Raw genomic sequence first — 13,496 nt, forward strand, 5'->3', positions numbered from 1 at the left:
CCCTTTATAGCAGTAAAATCACAATAAGCAGCCCTGCTAATACCCCGAGGCTTTTCATCATTTTTTCATATTGCTGCTGCAATGCTTTCGCTTCTCCTTCCTCTCTTTCTAAATGTGTAATGCATAACCGAATATGTTTTTGTTGCGACTCTCGGTCATGTTGTCCTAACGTTTCACCAAATTGTTGCAAAATCTCATATTCAGCTTGTTTAAGAGATGTGAGTGCCCAATTTTCTTTTAAACTATCAAGCCAGGCCTCTCTAACAGTTTGTTCACCGTTGTCAAGCCGCTTTGAAAAGCTTTGAAATATCCAATTTAATGGTTTCGGCATTTGTTTGACTAAACGCTCTGCCGCTTCTGATAAAGGGGTATGTCCATACATAATTTCGGCCTCTAATGATTGAAGGGCTGCTTTTAAAAGCCGTAATTGGCGCGGGCGTTCACTATATCTCTTCGCATGTGAAAACCCCAAAAAAGTCGTTACTGCTACAATTAACACCGCACCAAATATTTTTATCATACGTTTTGAACCTTCTTTCGCCTTTGAATCGGTTTCCCCTCGCCATCCTTCACTTGCACTACAGTACCAGGCCCTTTTGCTTTTGAGAGTTCAATAAAACGCTCAAACACGCCAAATTCCATTACCGCTTTTAAAGATGGACGCTTTCGTATATCATCGAAAGAAAATCCATGTGCACTTATAAACAGTTGTACCCCTGCATGAACAGCCTCCATAATGGCTTCGCTATCTTCCATGCGCCCGATTTCATCAACAATTAATATATCCGGACTCATAGAACGAATCATCATCATCATTCCTTCTGCTTTCGGACACGCATCAAGCACATCAACACGTGGGCCAAATTCATATTGCGGGATCCCTTTTACACAACCCGCAATTTCTGATCTCTCATCCACAATGCCCACTTTACAAGAAGGGATGTTCGCAGAACGCACTCCTTGACTCATACAGCGTGCTACATCTCTAAGAAGCGTTGTTTTCCCTGTTTGCGGAGGTCCAATTACCATCGTATTTAACCAACGTGATTCGTATAAATAGGATAAGAGAGGTTCAGCTATTCCCATTTTTTGACGAGCAATCCGAATATTAAAAGATGACACATCACGAATCATCTTGACCGCGCTTTTCTCCGTAATCACTTTCCCTGCGAGACCAATTCTATGACCACCACGCAGCGTAACATAGCCACGCTTTAGTTCTTCCTCCATCGTGTAAAGAGAAAATTGACTCAGTTTATTTAAGAGATACATAGCATCTTCCGGCGTAACAATATATTCATGAAAGAATACTTTTCCATATGCAATACATTCAAGCGGCCTTCCAATTCGAACGCGAATTTCTTCTAACGCGTTATATTCCTTACATCCTTCAATTAACTCCCTCATCGTTTTTGGTAAAACCTCTAATATTTCTCTCATCGCCTTCTCCCCACTCTAATTGACTTTCTATTTCAACACTGCGATAAAAATGCAGGCAACCCCAAGAGTCAGAAAAAAAAGCTTCAAAAAAGAGATTTCACTTGCGACACTTGCAATGCCAATTGTCATTGTTAAAATTAATACAGTAGGCCCAACAAATGCCAACATACCATTTATAAATAAGGCTTTTTTCGCATCATTTACATAAAGCATAAGCAAAGCGGCGAATATTTCCACGCTTCCAGAAAACACCCGAAGTAATCCCATAACAAGCACAGAAGTTTCTATTGCCGCTAGCCATTGTTTCATTCTTTCACCTTCTCTCCTCACAACGACTCTCTCGCTTGCTAAAAACACCAATCTTAAAAAGAATATATTTGTACAACCATATGCAGTGGTTGTCTATTTCAGAAGTAAAAACATATTTTTTTGCATAACGTAACATGATTTTCATAATATTCAATCATTTCGTGTTATACTTACTATCAGAAAGGAGGCAGGCAATGAAACACGTAACATTATTACCACTGGATTTACAATATGCAGAAATTATTTTCACATTATCAAGTGATGCACAGGTAAAAAATGCATTAGGAATAAAGGTAGAGAAAATCGAAGACACGAAGGCGTTCCTTCTTTTCGCAATAGAAGAAGAACGCCAAAAGAAATCTTTATCGAGAATGATTGTAAATGAAGAGAATGAAATAATCGGCCTCACCACGCTTAAGCATATTAATTATGAAAAGAAACAATCTCACATTGGTAGTTGGTTTGGCTATCCTTACTGGGGAAAAGGATATAATGAGGCTGCTAAAAAAGAAATCTTTAAAATCGCTTTTTTAGACTTACAACTTACATATGTATTCGCTGGTGCTAAAAAGACGAATACTCGTTCTTTAAAAGCACAAGAGAAATTACCTTACATTTCATTGCATGTGGAAGATAGATTCCCCGATGAGCACTCTGCTTTAGAGAAAGAAGTAAAATCTTCTTGTGTACTGCACGTCGTATCACGTGAGAAATTTCTAAATTGGCTAGACCTACAAAATGAGGAGGAAAAATATGAGAGGATTAAAAATTAGTTTAACCATTGTAGTAGAATTAGTCCTTATTTATCTTTTTTCAAAATGGATCGGTTGGTCATTTATGGATACCTTTTTCCTTGGTACTTTAACAATATTTGCAATTACATGGCTCATTATTATGAGTAACCATAGAAATAACATGACAGATCACGCAATAAATAAAACATTAGCTGGCGTTGAAACCGGTAAAATACGACCATTTCAAATTGTTGTGACCCCGTATATTATAGGCACCCTTTTACTTGTCTTCATAAGTTTTGTTATAACTGCTATTTACTATCTGCCCTATTTCCTATAAAAAAGCACTCGTGATGATCACGAGTACTTTTCTACTATGCACGAGAAACGTATTTGCCTTCACCTGTATTAATAACAAGCATTTCACCTTCATTAATGAAGATTGGTACTTGTACAACAAGACCAGTTTCTAATGTAGCTGGTTTTGTTACGTTAGAAGCTGTATCACCTTTAATACCTGGCTCTGTTTCAACAACTTTTAACTCAACAGTGTTTGGAAGTTCCACACCAAGCACTTCACCTTGATATGTCATAATTGACACTTCCATGTTTTCTTTCAAGAATTTTAGTTCGCGCTCGATTTGAGCTTCACTAAGTTCGATTTGTTCATACGTTCCATTATCCATAAATACGTGAGCCTCACCGCTCGCGTATAAATATTGCATACGACGGTTTTCGATATGTGCTTTCTCTACTTTCTCACCTGCGCGGAATGTTTTCTCTTGAATAGCTCCTGTACGTAAGTTACGTAATTTAGAACGAACAAACGCCGCACCTTTACCTGGTTTTACGTGTTGGAATTCAATAACCTGCCAAAGGTCGTTATCCACCGTAATTGTTAAACCTGTACGAAAATCGTTTACTGAAATCATGCAAAAAATCCTCCTGTATGTTACAAAATAATAAGTTCTTTTGGAGATTTTGTAATTACTTCATTACCTTCACTCGTTACAATGATATCATCTTCAATACGTACACCACCAACACCTGGAATATAAATACCCGGTTCTACTGTCACAACCATCCCTGGCTCAAGTACTGTTTCAGAGCGGTATGCTAATCCTGGTGCTTCATGAACTTCAAGACCAAGGCCATGACCTGTCGAATGGCCAAAATATTCACCGTATCCTTTTTCCGCTATGTAGTCACGTGTTAATGCATCGGCTTCACGACCCGTTAAACCAGCTTTCATGCCATTTACACCACGAAGTTGTGCTTCTAAAACAACATGATAAATTTCTTTTAATTTATCTGACGGTTCACCGACTGCAATCGTACGAGTAATATCAGAGCAATATCCTTTATAATAGGCGCCGAAATCTAACGTTACGAAATCTCCTGTTTCTATCACTTTTTCAGATGCCACACCGTGCGGCAATGCTGAACGTAGTCCCGAAGCAACGATAATATCAAACGAAGAAGATGTTGCTCCTTGTTTTCTCATGAAAAATTCAAGTTCATTTGACACTTCAATTTCAGATACTCCTGGGCGAATGAATGATAGAATATGTTCAAAGGCAGCATCTGCAATCTGTGCAGCTTCCTTTAATATCTTAATCTCTGAATCCGTCTTAATCAAGCGTAACTTTTCTACAAGCCCGGAAGTCGGGATAAATTCTGCTGCAACTGCTTCTTTATGTGCTGTATAAGAACTATATGTGAGAGTATCTTGCTCAAAACCAAGTTTTTGAATTCCTAAGTTGTTCACTTGCTTCGCCACTTCATCAAGAATCGGACCTGTATGCTGTATAATTTCATAGCCAACAGCTTGTTTACTAGCTTGCTCTACATAACGGAAATCTGTAATGAATAGAGCACGCTCTTTCGAAATCAATGCGACACCTGCTGTTCCTGTAAAACCAGTCATATATCTACGGCTATATTCATTCGTTAATAAAATCCCATCAATACCAGCTTCATCAAACGCACTTCTTAATTTCGTGATCTTTTCCATTGATTTATGCCTCCCTCAGTTTCTCCAACAATGCAAATAACGCTAGCTTATAGCCATAAAAACCAAATCCAACAATCTGACCTGCGCAAACTGCTGCTGTCACCGATTCATGACGAAATGATTCACGCTGATGAATGTTAGAAATATGTACTTCAATAACTGGAATTGAAATGCTTGCAATAGCATCTCGAATCGCATAGCTATAATGCGTAAATGCTCCTGGATTTAGAATGATTCCTTCGTATATGCCATCCGCTTCATGAATGATATCAATAAGAGCACCTTCATGATTCGATTGAAAACATTCTAATCCTACTCCCAATTTTTCAGCTTCTTGTTTCATATCTGTTTCAAGTGTCTCTAACGTTCCTTTCCCATACACATTTACCTCTCGAACACCGAGACGATTTAAATTAGGACCGTTTATGAGGAGTACTTTCTTCATCTTTTTAAAACTCCTTAATATAAAGAATATATATTTCATATTCTAACATAGGAGTCACTTGTTTGAATAGTTTGTCTTCTCTGCACCTTCTCCTTGATTTACATTATTCGCCTCAAATGAAACAGAATAGGCGATGAATACACCATACAAAATAAAAATGCAAATTGTAGTTGTAACGGTTTCTTTCGGTAAATGCATTGCATTTTTAATAACTGGTGCAATTGAACCTAGTCCTAAAAATAAAAGACTCCACCAAAACAAACCATACAAGAGACCGGGAAGTACCCCCTCAAACCTTTTAAAAAAAGTCTTATAAAGAAATGCTACTACAATAGAAAAAAGTCCAATACAGATAATGCCTGCTATATTTCCCCAAACACCTTCTTTCCAATCCCCAAGCGCAAATGGCAAAAGTAAATAATTTGTTCCAACCTCTGTAAAAGAGAAAATATGAAGAAAATACCATATACTCCCCCAAAAAACACCACCAAATAAACCAATTTGCACAAAATTGTTTATTCCAGTTTGTTCCTGTTTCACATTAAACACCTCCGCTTACTAGTATGTCCGAAAGTAGTTTGAAGCATGTTTAAATCATGCGAAATTTGTCTATAAAAAGAATAAGAAATGTCTTACCTTCGTAACATTTTTCCTTGTCATCTGCTTGTATTTGTCGATAAAATAAAGGAAACTCGGTAATTGTCAAATATGCCTTGACAGAACCAAGTATGACAATTGCCTCTTTTCTACACAAGAGAGAAACAGATACAGGTTGGTGTTAAACATGTCAGAACAGTCAAAACAAATATATGGCGGGCAAGCGGTCATAGAAGGAGTTATGTTTGGTGGTAGAGAATATACTGTTACAGCGGTTCGTCGTAAAGACAAAACAATCGAATTTTATCGATTGCCACGCGTTCGTAATAAAATATCATCTGCGCTTAAAAAAATCCCATTTTTACGAGGCATTGCCGCTATTATTGATGCAAGTGCTAACGGAGCAAAGCATTTAAACTTTGCCTCAGAGCGATTCGATGTTCATCCAGAGGATGATCAACAACTTGCAAATAAAAAAGAAGAACAATCAAAATTAACGATGATATTAGGAGTAGCAGCTGTCGGAGTGTTATCGTTCATATTTGGAAAAGTGATTTTCACAGCACTTCCTGCACTATTAGCAGAATTAACGCGACCTATTTTCCCGTCTCATACTGGGCAAATTATCATTGAAAGTATGATTAAGCTTGTATTATTGCTAAGCTATATCTACTTTGTTTCCTTAACTCCACTTATTAAGAGAGTATTTCAATATCATGGTGCGGAACATAAAGTGATTCATGCATATGAGAATAACCTTCCGTTAACTGTACAAAATGTTCAAAAGCAAACTCGTCTTCATTATCGATGCGGTAGTAGCTTTATTATCTTTACCGTAATTATCGGAATGTTTGTCTACTTTCTTGTTCCAACAGATCCTCTTTGGGTCCGAGTTGGAAATCGTATTTTATTAATTCCAATCGTTCTTGGAATTTCTTTTGAAGTCTTACAGTTCACCAACCGATTACGTGATATTCCTATTTTACGCGTATTAGGATATCCCGGGTTATGGCTTCAACTTTTAACAACAAAGGAACCTACTGATGATCAAGTTGAAGTTGCAATCGCATCATTTCACGAATTATTACGGTTAGAAAATAAACAACAATCATGATAAAAAAATGATGTTCAACTCCTTTCCTCATCGCTAATATACTAATTTTAATACATGTTTTTAGGAGGTGTTCCTTATGAACGGTCGTACGTTTATGTTCGCTTTTGTTGGCATTATTATTGGATTAGCAATATTCGGTCTTGTTTCCTCAGCAATTACAAATCCAATGGGGATGCTGCAAAACATCGGCCTTATGTTGCTTGTTCTTGGTATCTTTTACTTGCTGTACAAAATGTTCACAAATTCTAGTGGTTCCGCTCATTCGCATAACTCTTACAAGCGTGCTGCGAAACAATCGAACCGCAAATACGGAAAGCAAAATGTAGCACCCCTAAGCAATTCTTTTTTAAAACGAAATAACACAGACGATAAAGGAAAGAAAGGAAATTCTCCCTTATTAAAACGAAAACGAAAGCAATCTCATTTAACAGTCATTGAAGGTAAAAAAAATAAAAAGAAAGACCGTGCTTCCTTCTAGGAAATACGGTTTTCTTTTTGCTTCATTTCTTCTAAACAAAAAAGGAAACGCATTCGTTCCCTTTACTTACTTTGTTCTCCATTTGCTTTTTGAACAGCTCGAAGCGTGTCAACTCGAAGATCATCTTCCTCAAAATATTGTACTAAATCCCCAATGCGGTCAATCGCTTCCCAACTTAAATGATGCTCAATTCCTTCCACATCATTATAAATCTTGCTTTCATCCACACCGATAATACGCATAAATTGCTCCAATAATTCATGGCGATATACAAGACGCTCTCCAATTTTTTTACCTTTTGCTGTTAATACTAGTCCTCTATATTTTTCATAAATTAGGTATTCATCTTTGTCTAATTTTTGTACCATTTTTGTTACAGAAGATGGATGTACACTAAGCGCTTCAGCAATATCAGATACACGGGCATAACCCTTTTCATCAATCAACAAATAAATTTGTTCAATATAATCTTCCATACTAGGAGTAGGCATCGGTTTCCTCCATCCACATTCATTTTGCTTATTCCGTACGAAGCAATCAATAAAATGATACACCAGAAAGAATGCCGTGACAAGAGATGAAACAAGCCAAACTATATAAAAAAGAAAACTTTTAAAACCATCTTATAAGCAGGCTGTTTTTTCTTCTGTCTAATTTTACAAATTAAAAAATTTCATAAAGAAACAAGAAAAATGCAAAATAATTAACGTAAATTGTTGACGTGATGCTTTTATTATCGGTATCATATTTCTTCGTGAGCAATTATTTTTCGTTATATGATTTTTTTATTATTACTTCATTTTTGAGAGGAGAAATTTGATGTCACTTAAGAAGAAAACGCAAGTACGCACCGGCAAAATGGTACGTGAATTAATGTTAGCAGACGAAGATGTAAGTGCTTCGCTAATTATGGTATATAGTGAAAACGGTGTAAATGCAGAAATTAAAATCGAGGGCTTAACGCCAAAATGTAACGAAGAATTATTCTTGAGCGGGAAAGTAGATTGGAACAAAAGTGTAATTTATAAAATTGTTGATTTCTCAGGAAACGCTGAAGTTGGTAAAGTTACACTGACAGCGATGAATAAAAATAATGTTTCCTTGCAAATTGAACGCGTAATGTGGGCGAAGGAGAACAAAGAAGCAACAGCACAGGCAACGGCTGAAGAAACTACGCCTCAAAAAGAGGAAGTAGCGATTCCAATGCCAAAAGCAATTACAGTTACTCCAAAGCCTAGTGCAGGCGTAGAAGCTCCTGTCGAAACAAAAAGACCTACTCCGGTACCAACACCGAAGCCAGTACATGTAGAAACAGTTGCAAAACCAGCTGCTCCAAAGCCGGTAAAAACAGAAGAGCTTACTCCGGTTACAAAACAAGAAACAGTTCCCGTTACACCTACAAAACCGAAACAACCTGTTTTAACTGAAACAAATTCTAAACTACAAGAACATTATGTGAAACTTGTAAAAAAGGCAGTCGAAGTTTGCCAAGATTATGAACTTGGTATTGACATAGATGATTCTGTTGAAAGTTTGAAAGAAGAGCTTACAAATCAAGGTATTAGTGTTACATTTGACAAAGAAATTATGGACGTTGTAAATCGTCTTCGCTCTTTACAAGAAAAAGGAATCAAAGTAGAGAAAGTACTTAATTTATTATAAAAAAATAAGGATATGGCCATAGCCATATCCTTATTTTTTATAATTCCATTCATCACTTTCATACTTTTCTTTCGCTAATGTTTCTACTTCATGGAGCTGTTCTGCTGTTAATGTATATGGTAGCAATTCTATGTTTAAACCTTTTTCAAATCCAGTGTGAAAAGCTTCAATTAATTGTTCAATTGTAAATGTTCGATCTGTCAATTCATTAATTGCAACCGCTTTAGAAGAAAACATACTCTTCATGCGCTCTTTAATGCGCTCGTTTGGAAATAAAAATAGATCGTACAGCTCATCTAAATCAATTTCTAACGGAATCGACCCATGCTGTAAAATCACACCTTTTTGACGTGTTTGAGCACTGCCCGCAATCTTTCTACCTTCCACAACAATCTCATACCAAGATGGCGCATCAAAACAGACTCCTGAGCGTGGATTTTTTAAATTCTCACGATCTGCTTCTGTTTTTGGAACCGCATAGTATGCATCTAATCCAAGTGCTTTAAATCCCTCTAATAGCCCTTGTGAAATAACTCGGTACGCTTCCGTCACTGTTTTTGGCATCTCGGGATGATCTTCAGATACAATGACACTATACGTTAATTCTTTATCATGCAATACACCTCTGCCGCCTGTTTGACGGCGCACAAAGCCGTATTTTTTTTCTTTTACTACATCCATATTAATATCCTTTTCCACACGTTGGAAGTATCCTACCGTTAACGTTGGAATTTCCCACTCATAAAAACGAATCGTCGGCGGCATTTTCTTTTCACTTTGCCAATTTAATAAACATTCATCTAACGCCATATTAAATGCCGGTGAACATTGACCAGAGTTAATATAACACCATTTTTCTTTTCCCATCCTGCACCTCATATAACCAATTATTTTTCACATCTTCTAGTCTACCAAATTCGGCAAAAATTGTGAAAGAATACGAAAATTCTTCTTATAACCAATGTATCTGTTGCATAAATACACATGGACATTATAATATTGAAAGTAGGATAAGAAAAAAGGGAGCGATAGAATCGTGACAACAAACTTAATGATTATATTAGCCATCATTCTAGCATTTGTCGGCTACTCTGTATGGATGTATTTCTATCAAAAAAAATTAATTCAAACACTTTCAGAAGAAGAATTTCGCACTGGATACCGTAAAGCACAGCTTATCGATATTCGTGAAGCGGATGAATATAACGCTGGACATATTTTAGGTGCACGTAACATTCCACTATCACAAATTCGTCTTCGCTACAAAGAACTTCGTAAAGATCAACCGATTTATTTGTATTGCCAAAGTGGATTCCGTACAGGCCGTGCAGCTCAATTCTTGAAAAAGAAAGGCTACAAAGATTTCTACCAATTGCAAGGTGGATTTAAAACATGGACAGGCAAAATTAAAAAGAAATAATATGAAAAAAACTAGCTGAAATGTTCAGCTAGTTTTTTCATATTATTAGCAGCATATAGTAAGTTCCGCTTAATTACTTCACTTTCTTGCTGCACGAATGCATTTCGATATAATAGTTGATATTCAAGCTCTTTTTCTTTCCAAATAAGCGTTGCAAATTCCTCTCCGCTTTCCCCTTCATCTTTATTTTTAAAATAAGCCGTCACTCCATTATTTAATCGTATTTGTTCTTGAAATCGATTTTGTTCTACAATATACGGGAAGCTATAAGAAAAGTTAGCGACTGTTAACTCTATATAGTCCTTTCTTCCCTGCTCTTGTTGCTTATATTTAATCGTTAAGACCGCTTTTTCCTTTCCAATCTTCCTCACTTCTCCTTTAGCATCATCCATTATGTCGTATGGTAAAAAAGTCGGAACTTTAAATGATACTGGAAAATAGTTTGGAATATCCTTTACTAACATGGGACCAAACACTCTGTCTGCCACCCCACCTGTCGTCTCCACAAATTGTTTATCTTCCTTTACCGTTTGCTGAAATGCACATGCACTAACGAATACACTAGAAATCATGAAGCAAACGAGTTCTTTTTTCAACCTGTTTCAGCCCTTTCCTATCGATTTCTTAACGAATACAACGTTCATTATTGTTCATATTCGTCTTTCGTTCTAGGGACCCTTTGAAAACTTTCCTCTTTATTCTCACACATTTTGACATCAAATTTTGAAACAAAAAAAGGCTCCCTGTTATTCTCACGCCCCAAATCAAAAGGTTACGCGAATAACAGAAATCCTTACTTATACCATAATTTGTGAAAAGCTTTTCAGGTCAAGTCTTTTTCACTATTTTTCCATTTTTACCTATTTCCCTTTATAATACAGATAGAGGTGATACTCATGGTAAATATAAAACAAATTGCCCAAACTGCTGGTGTATCTATAACAACAGTTTCTCGTGTATTAAATGACCATCCTTATGTGAGTCAAGAAAAGCGTGAACGTGTATTGCATGCTGTAGAACAATTAAATTATGCAAAGAATATAAACGCCATTCATCTAATAAAAGGAAAAACATTTACAGTTGGTGTCATGCTTCCTTTTATTAACCTCCCCTACTTCAGTACCATTATTGAAGGAATTGGAAATGAAGCTTTATCTGCCGGATATCATATCAATTTATGTCAAACAAATTATGATAGTATCGAAGAAATGCGCGTCCTTGAAATGATGAAAATGAAACAATTTGATGGCATGATTATATGTTCCCGAACAAATTCTTGGGAGCAAATCGAACCTTATTCCAAATTTGCACCTATCGTCTCATGTGAAAAACTAACACATCCTCTTATTTCCTCTGTCTATGTGGATCATTATGAAGGCTTTCGCATCGGTACAAACTATTTACTAAATAAAGGACATACACGGATCGGTGTCTGCCTAGCAAGACGAAAAAGTGTAAGTACCTTACAGCGCGAAAAAGCTTTTGCTGATGTTCTTCAAACTGCTCAAAGAAGAGTGCAACCTGACTGGATGTTTTATCAATGTTACACGATGCAAGATGGTGCGAAAGTCTTACATCGCATTTTAAATATGAAAGAGCGCCCTACCGCTATTTTTGCTGCTAATGATCAAGTCGCTGCCGGTTTAGTAACAGAAGCAAAGAAACAGGGATTGCATATTCCAGAGGACTTAGCTGTTCTTGGCTTCGATAATCATGAAATTTCAAAAGCACTTGAAATCACAACAATTGAGCATCCTGGGCTCACAATGGGTGCCTGTGCTTTTTCTTTATTTCATAAGCAAATACAAGCTGAACAAATTACAGGATACGCGGAAGAACTTCCATTCCATTTAATCGAACGAAAAACGGTATAAAGAGTACTGAAATGAGTACTCTTTTTCTCATTCAGCGCATTGACTTTCAAACGATTCTCTTATACAATCAAACTAACGAACGGTAGGTAGGGGATGAAAAATGACAGCAAACCGTATTAAAGCTGTAGCACTTTCTCATTTCGCACGCTACGGCTATGAAGGAACCTCATTGGCAAATATCGCACAAGAGGTCGGAATTAAAAAACCATCAATTTATGCACATTTTAAAGGGAAGGAAGAACTATATTTCATCTGCTTAGAAGAAGCCTTGCAAAAAGACTTACAATGCTTTACAGATGATATAGAATTACTTTCAGAATCTCCCACTGAAACATTGCTTATAAATCTTCTAAAAGGTTACGCAAAACGTTTCGGTGAAAGTGAAGAATCCATGTTTTGGCTGCGAACTTCTTATTTTCCGCCTGATGCATTTCGCGAACAAATTATCGAAAAAGCAAATGCTCACATTGAAAACATTAGAGAAATTTTATTCCCGCTGTTCAAACGGGCAAATGAACAAGGTGAATTGCATAACATTGAAGTAAAAGACGCTTTAGAAGCTTATTTATGCTTACTGGATGGTCTTATGGTCGAACTATTATATGCTGGTTTCAATCGCTTTGAGACCCGTTTAAAAGCCTCATGGATCGTATTTTGGCGCGGTCTTTCAAAATGACGGATTGCTTTTCGCAATGCGTCATTTTTCGGCCCTTTACCTAACGACTGGTAGGAAGGAGGATTATATGTGGCTTGGATTTATGTCATTTTAGCTGGTATCATTGAAATTTTTTGGGTAATCGGACTAAAACATGCGGAGGCACCACTAGAATGGATTGGTGTTGCTCTTATCATTGTAATGAGTTTTATCCTGTTATTTAAAGCTTATAAAGATTTACCTGTTGGAACCGTCTACGCTGTGTTTACCGGAATTGGCGCTGGCGGTATCGTTCTCACAGAGATTTTCATCTTCGGTGAACCTGTTTCCATTGTAAAAATTTTATTTATCGCTTTAATCTTCGTTGGCGTAATTGGCTTAAAACAAGTAACAGGTGAAGAAAAAAAAGAGAAGGAGGCAGCATAAAATGGCTTGGGTATTTTTAATTCTTGCTGGTATTTGTGAAGTTACTGGTGTATTGTTTATGAAAATAGCTACGAAAAAGAAAGGCTGGATACCAAAACTTATTTTAATCGCCAACTTTGGCGTAAGCTTCTTCTTTTTATCGCTTGCTATGAACGTTTTACCGATGGGAACAGCTTATGCGATTTGGACAGGAATAGGAACAGCGGGAAGCGCACTCTTAGGCATCCTCATTTTCCGAGAATCAGCCGATTGGCGCCGCCTTGCCTTTTTAAGCTGCATTATATGCGGTGCAGTTGGCTTAAAATTATTGGGCTAATGTGAGGTGACA

At 36.8% G+C, this 13,496-nt stretch carries 20 protein-coding genes; 10 read left to right on the forward strand and 10 right to left on the reverse strand.

The genetic code is table 11. From position 1 onward, the window contains the following. Positions 1-4 precede the first annotated feature (4 nt). Genes spoIIIAB through MR063_RS01975 form a run of 3 tightly spaced genes read right to left on the reverse strand, consistent with a single transcriptional unit; the run spans position 5 to position 1,749 of the window. A complete protein-coding gene (gene spoIIIAB / locus MR063_RS01965) occupies positions 5-520 on the reverse strand; it encodes a stage III sporulation protein SpoIIIAB (RefSeq protein WP_242193113.1) in 516 nt (171 codons plus the stop codon). Next, complete coding sequence (gene spoIIIAA, locus MR063_RS01970; RefSeq protein WP_242193115.1) at positions 517-1,440, reverse strand: stage III sporulation protein AA; 924 nt, start codon at positions 1,438-1,440, stop codon at positions 517-519. The genes spoIIIAB and spoIIIAA overlap by 4 nt, the downstream gene beginning before the upstream one ends. 27 nt (positions 1,441-1,467) lie before the next feature. Then, the gene (locus MR063_RS01975; RefSeq protein WP_242193117.1) at positions 1,468-1,749 is read right to left on the reverse strand and encodes a YqhV family protein; all 282 of its coding nucleotides are present in this window, start codon (positions 1,747-1,749) and stop codon (positions 1,468-1,470) included. Positions 1,750-1,943: 194 nt separating this feature from the next. Here MR063_RS01975 and MR063_RS01980 point away from each other — a divergent pair, with 194 nt between their 5' ends. Together MR063_RS01980 and MR063_RS01985 are read left to right on the forward strand one after the other, a co-directional pair. Further along, positions 1,944-2,522, forward strand: a complete 579-nt coding sequence (locus tag MR063_RS01980) for a GNAT family N-acetyltransferase (protein ID WP_242193119.1) — start codon at positions 1,944-1,946, stop codon at positions 2,520-2,522. Then, positions 2,503-2,823 (forward strand): hypothetical protein, encoded by a 321-nt coding sequence (locus MR063_RS01985; protein ID WP_242193120.1) that lies wholly within the window; start codon positions 2,503-2,505, stop codon positions 2,821-2,823. The genes MR063_RS01980 and MR063_RS01985 overlap by 20 nt, the downstream gene beginning before the upstream one ends. A 34-nt stretch (positions 2,824-2,857) precedes the next feature. Here the strand turns inward: MR063_RS01985 and efp are convergent, their stop codons facing one another. Genes efp through MR063_RS02005 form a run of 4 tightly spaced genes read right to left on the reverse strand, consistent with a single transcriptional unit; the run spans position 2,858 to position 5,482 of the window. Continuing rightward, a complete protein-coding gene (gene efp, locus MR063_RS01990; RefSeq protein WP_242143744.1) occupies positions 2,858-3,415 on the reverse strand; it encodes an elongation factor P in 558 nt (185 codons plus the stop codon). Between the two features lie 20 nt (positions 3,416-3,435). After that, entirely contained in the window at positions 3,436-4,497 is a 1,062-nt protein-coding gene (gene pepQ / locus MR063_RS01995) for a Xaa-Pro dipeptidase (RefSeq protein WP_242193122.1), read from the reverse strand. A gap of 4 nt (positions 4,498-4,501) precedes the next feature. Further along, the gene (gene aroQ / locus MR063_RS02000) at positions 4,502-4,942 is read right to left on the reverse strand and encodes a type II 3-dehydroquinate dehydratase (RefSeq protein ID WP_242193124.1); all 441 of its coding nucleotides are present in this window, start codon (positions 4,940-4,942) and stop codon (positions 4,502-4,504) included. Between the two features lie 54 nt (positions 4,943-4,996). Further along, the gene (locus MR063_RS02005) at positions 4,997-5,482 is read right to left on the reverse strand and encodes a YqhR family membrane protein (RefSeq protein WP_242193126.1); all 486 of its coding nucleotides are present in this window, start codon (positions 5,480-5,482) and stop codon (positions 4,997-4,999) included. A gap of 244 nt (positions 5,483-5,726) precedes the next feature. Here MR063_RS02005 and MR063_RS02010 point away from each other — a divergent pair, with 244 nt between their 5' ends. Both MR063_RS02010 and MR063_RS02015 read left to right on the forward strand, forming a co-directional pair. Beyond that, positions 5,727-6,653 (forward strand): DUF1385 domain-containing protein, encoded by a 927-nt coding sequence (locus MR063_RS02010; protein WP_242193128.1) that lies wholly within the window; start codon positions 5,727-5,729, stop codon positions 6,651-6,653. A 76-nt stretch (positions 6,654-6,729) separates the two neighbouring features. Then, on the forward strand, positions 6,730-7,131 hold the full coding sequence (locus MR063_RS02015; protein WP_242193130.1) for an SA1362 family protein: 402 nt from the start codon (positions 6,730-6,732) through the stop codon (positions 7,129-7,131). Between the two features lie 62 nt (positions 7,132-7,193). Here the strand turns inward: MR063_RS02015 and mntR are convergent, their stop codons facing one another. Beyond that, on the reverse strand, positions 7,194-7,622 hold the full coding sequence (gene mntR, locus MR063_RS02020; RefSeq protein ID WP_242143750.1) for a transcriptional regulator MntR: 429 nt from the start codon (positions 7,620-7,622) through the stop codon (positions 7,194-7,196). 328 nt (positions 7,623-7,950) lie between these two features. Between mntR and MR063_RS02025 the strand changes: the two genes are divergently transcribed. Continuing rightward, positions 7,951-8,793, forward strand: a complete 843-nt coding sequence (locus MR063_RS02025) for a hypothetical protein (RefSeq protein WP_242193131.1) — start codon at positions 7,951-7,953, stop codon at positions 8,791-8,793. 30 nt (positions 8,794-8,823) lie between these two features. Here MR063_RS02025 and MR063_RS02030 read toward each other — a convergent pair whose 3' ends face one another. Beyond that, the gene (locus MR063_RS02030; protein WP_242193133.1) at positions 8,824-9,660 is read right to left on the reverse strand and encodes a lipoate--protein ligase family protein; all 837 of its coding nucleotides are present in this window, start codon (positions 9,658-9,660) and stop codon (positions 8,824-8,826) included. A 169-nt stretch (positions 9,661-9,829) separates the two neighbouring features. Between MR063_RS02030 and MR063_RS02035 the strand changes: the two genes are divergently transcribed. Next, entirely contained in the window at positions 9,830-10,213 is a 384-nt protein-coding gene (locus MR063_RS02035; protein ID WP_242143753.1) for a rhodanese-like domain-containing protein, read from the forward strand. A gap of 11 nt (positions 10,214-10,224) precedes the next feature. Here MR063_RS02035 and MR063_RS02040 read toward each other — a convergent pair whose 3' ends face one another. Then, complete coding sequence (locus MR063_RS02040) at positions 10,225-10,785, reverse strand: DNA polymerase III subunit delta (protein ID WP_242193337.1); 561 nt, start codon at positions 10,783-10,785, stop codon at positions 10,225-10,227. A 324-nt stretch (positions 10,786-11,109) separates the two neighbouring features. Between MR063_RS02040 and MR063_RS02045 the strand changes: the two genes are divergently transcribed. From MR063_RS02045 to MR063_RS02060, 4 genes are all read left to right on the forward strand, one after another. Continuing rightward, positions 11,110-12,087: a LacI family DNA-binding transcriptional regulator gene (locus MR063_RS02045; protein WP_242193135.1), complete on the forward strand. Its 978-nt coding sequence runs from the start codon at positions 11,110-11,112 to the stop codon at positions 12,085-12,087. Positions 12,088-12,187: 100 nt separating this feature from the next. After that, on the forward strand, positions 12,188-12,763 hold the full coding sequence (locus MR063_RS02050) for a TetR/AcrR family transcriptional regulator (protein WP_242143755.1): 576 nt from the start codon (positions 12,188-12,190) through the stop codon (positions 12,761-12,763). A 69-nt stretch (positions 12,764-12,832) separates the two neighbouring features. Next, the gene (locus tag MR063_RS02055) at positions 12,833-13,168 is read left to right on the forward strand and encodes a DMT family transporter (RefSeq protein ID WP_242193136.1); all 336 of its coding nucleotides are present in this window, start codon (positions 12,833-12,835) and stop codon (positions 13,166-13,168) included. A gap of 1 nt (position 13,169) precedes the next feature. Continuing rightward, a complete protein-coding gene (locus MR063_RS02060; protein ID WP_242193137.1) occupies positions 13,170-13,484 on the forward strand; it encodes a DMT family transporter in 315 nt (104 codons plus the stop codon). The last annotated feature ends 12 nt before the right edge of the window (positions 13,485-13,496 follow it).

The sequence above is a fragment of the Bacillus cereus group sp. BfR-BA-01492 genome (assembly GCF_022662815.1).
Taxonomy (GTDB): Bacteria; Bacillota; Bacilli; order Bacillales; family Bacillaceae_G; genus Bacillus_A; species Bacillus_A cereus_BD.

Bases quoted from the DNA above. Each gene is read 5' to 3' on its own strand.
- spoIIIAB (WP_242193113.1), bottom strand. From the start codon at position 520: ATGATAAAAATATTTGGTGCGGTGTTAATTGTAGCAGTAACGACTTTT.
- spoIIIAA (WP_242193115.1), bottom strand. From the start codon at position 1,440: ATGAGAGAAATATTAGAGGTTTTACCAAAAACGATGAGGGAGTTAATT.
- MR063_RS01975 (WP_242193117.1), bottom strand. From the start codon at position 1,749: ATGAAACAATGGCTAGCGGCAATAGAAACTTCTGTGCTTGTTATGGGA.
- MR063_RS01980 (WP_242193119.1), top strand. From the start codon at position 1,944: ATGAAACACGTAACATTATTACCACTGGATTTACAATATGCAGAAATT.
- MR063_RS01985 (WP_242193120.1), top strand. From the start codon at position 2,503: ATGAGAGGATTAAAAATTAGTTTAACCATTGTAGTAGAATTAGTCCTT.
- efp (WP_242143744.1), bottom strand. From the start codon at position 3,415: ATGATTTCAGTAAACGATTTTCGTACAGGTTTAACAATTACGGTGGAT.
- pepQ (WP_242193122.1), bottom strand. From the start codon at position 4,497: ATGGAAAAGATCACGAAATTAAGAAGTGCGTTTGATGAAGCTGGTATT.
- aroQ (WP_242193124.1), bottom strand. From the start codon at position 4,942: ATGAAGAAAGTACTCCTCATAAACGGTCCTAATTTAAATCGTCTCGGT.
- MR063_RS02010 (WP_242193128.1), top strand. From the start codon at position 5,727: ATGTCAGAACAGTCAAAACAAATATATGGCGGGCAAGCGGTCATAGAA.
- MR063_RS02015 (WP_242193130.1), top strand. From the start codon at position 6,730: ATGAACGGTCGTACGTTTATGTTCGCTTTTGTTGGCATTATTATTGGA.
- mntR (WP_242143750.1), bottom strand. From the start codon at position 7,622: ATGCCTACTCCTAGTATGGAAGATTATATTGAACAAATTTATTTGTTG.
- MR063_RS02025 (WP_242193131.1), top strand. From the start codon at position 7,951: ATGTCACTTAAGAAGAAAACGCAAGTACGCACCGGCAAAATGGTACGT.
- MR063_RS02030 (WP_242193133.1), bottom strand. From the start codon at position 9,660: ATGGGAAAAGAAAAATGGTGTTATATTAACTCTGGTCAATGTTCACCG.
- MR063_RS02040 (WP_242193337.1), bottom strand. From the start codon at position 10,785: ATGATTTCTAGTGTATTCGTTAGTGCATGTGCATTTCAGCAAACGGTA.
- MR063_RS02045 (WP_242193135.1), top strand. From the start codon at position 11,110: ATGGTAAATATAAAACAAATTGCCCAAACTGCTGGTGTATCTATAACA.
- MR063_RS02050 (WP_242143755.1), top strand. From the start codon at position 12,188: ATGACAGCAAACCGTATTAAAGCTGTAGCACTTTCTCATTTCGCACGC.
- MR063_RS02060 (WP_242193137.1), top strand. From the start codon at position 13,170: ATGGCTTGGGTATTTTTAATTCTTGCTGGTATTTGTGAAGTTACTGGT.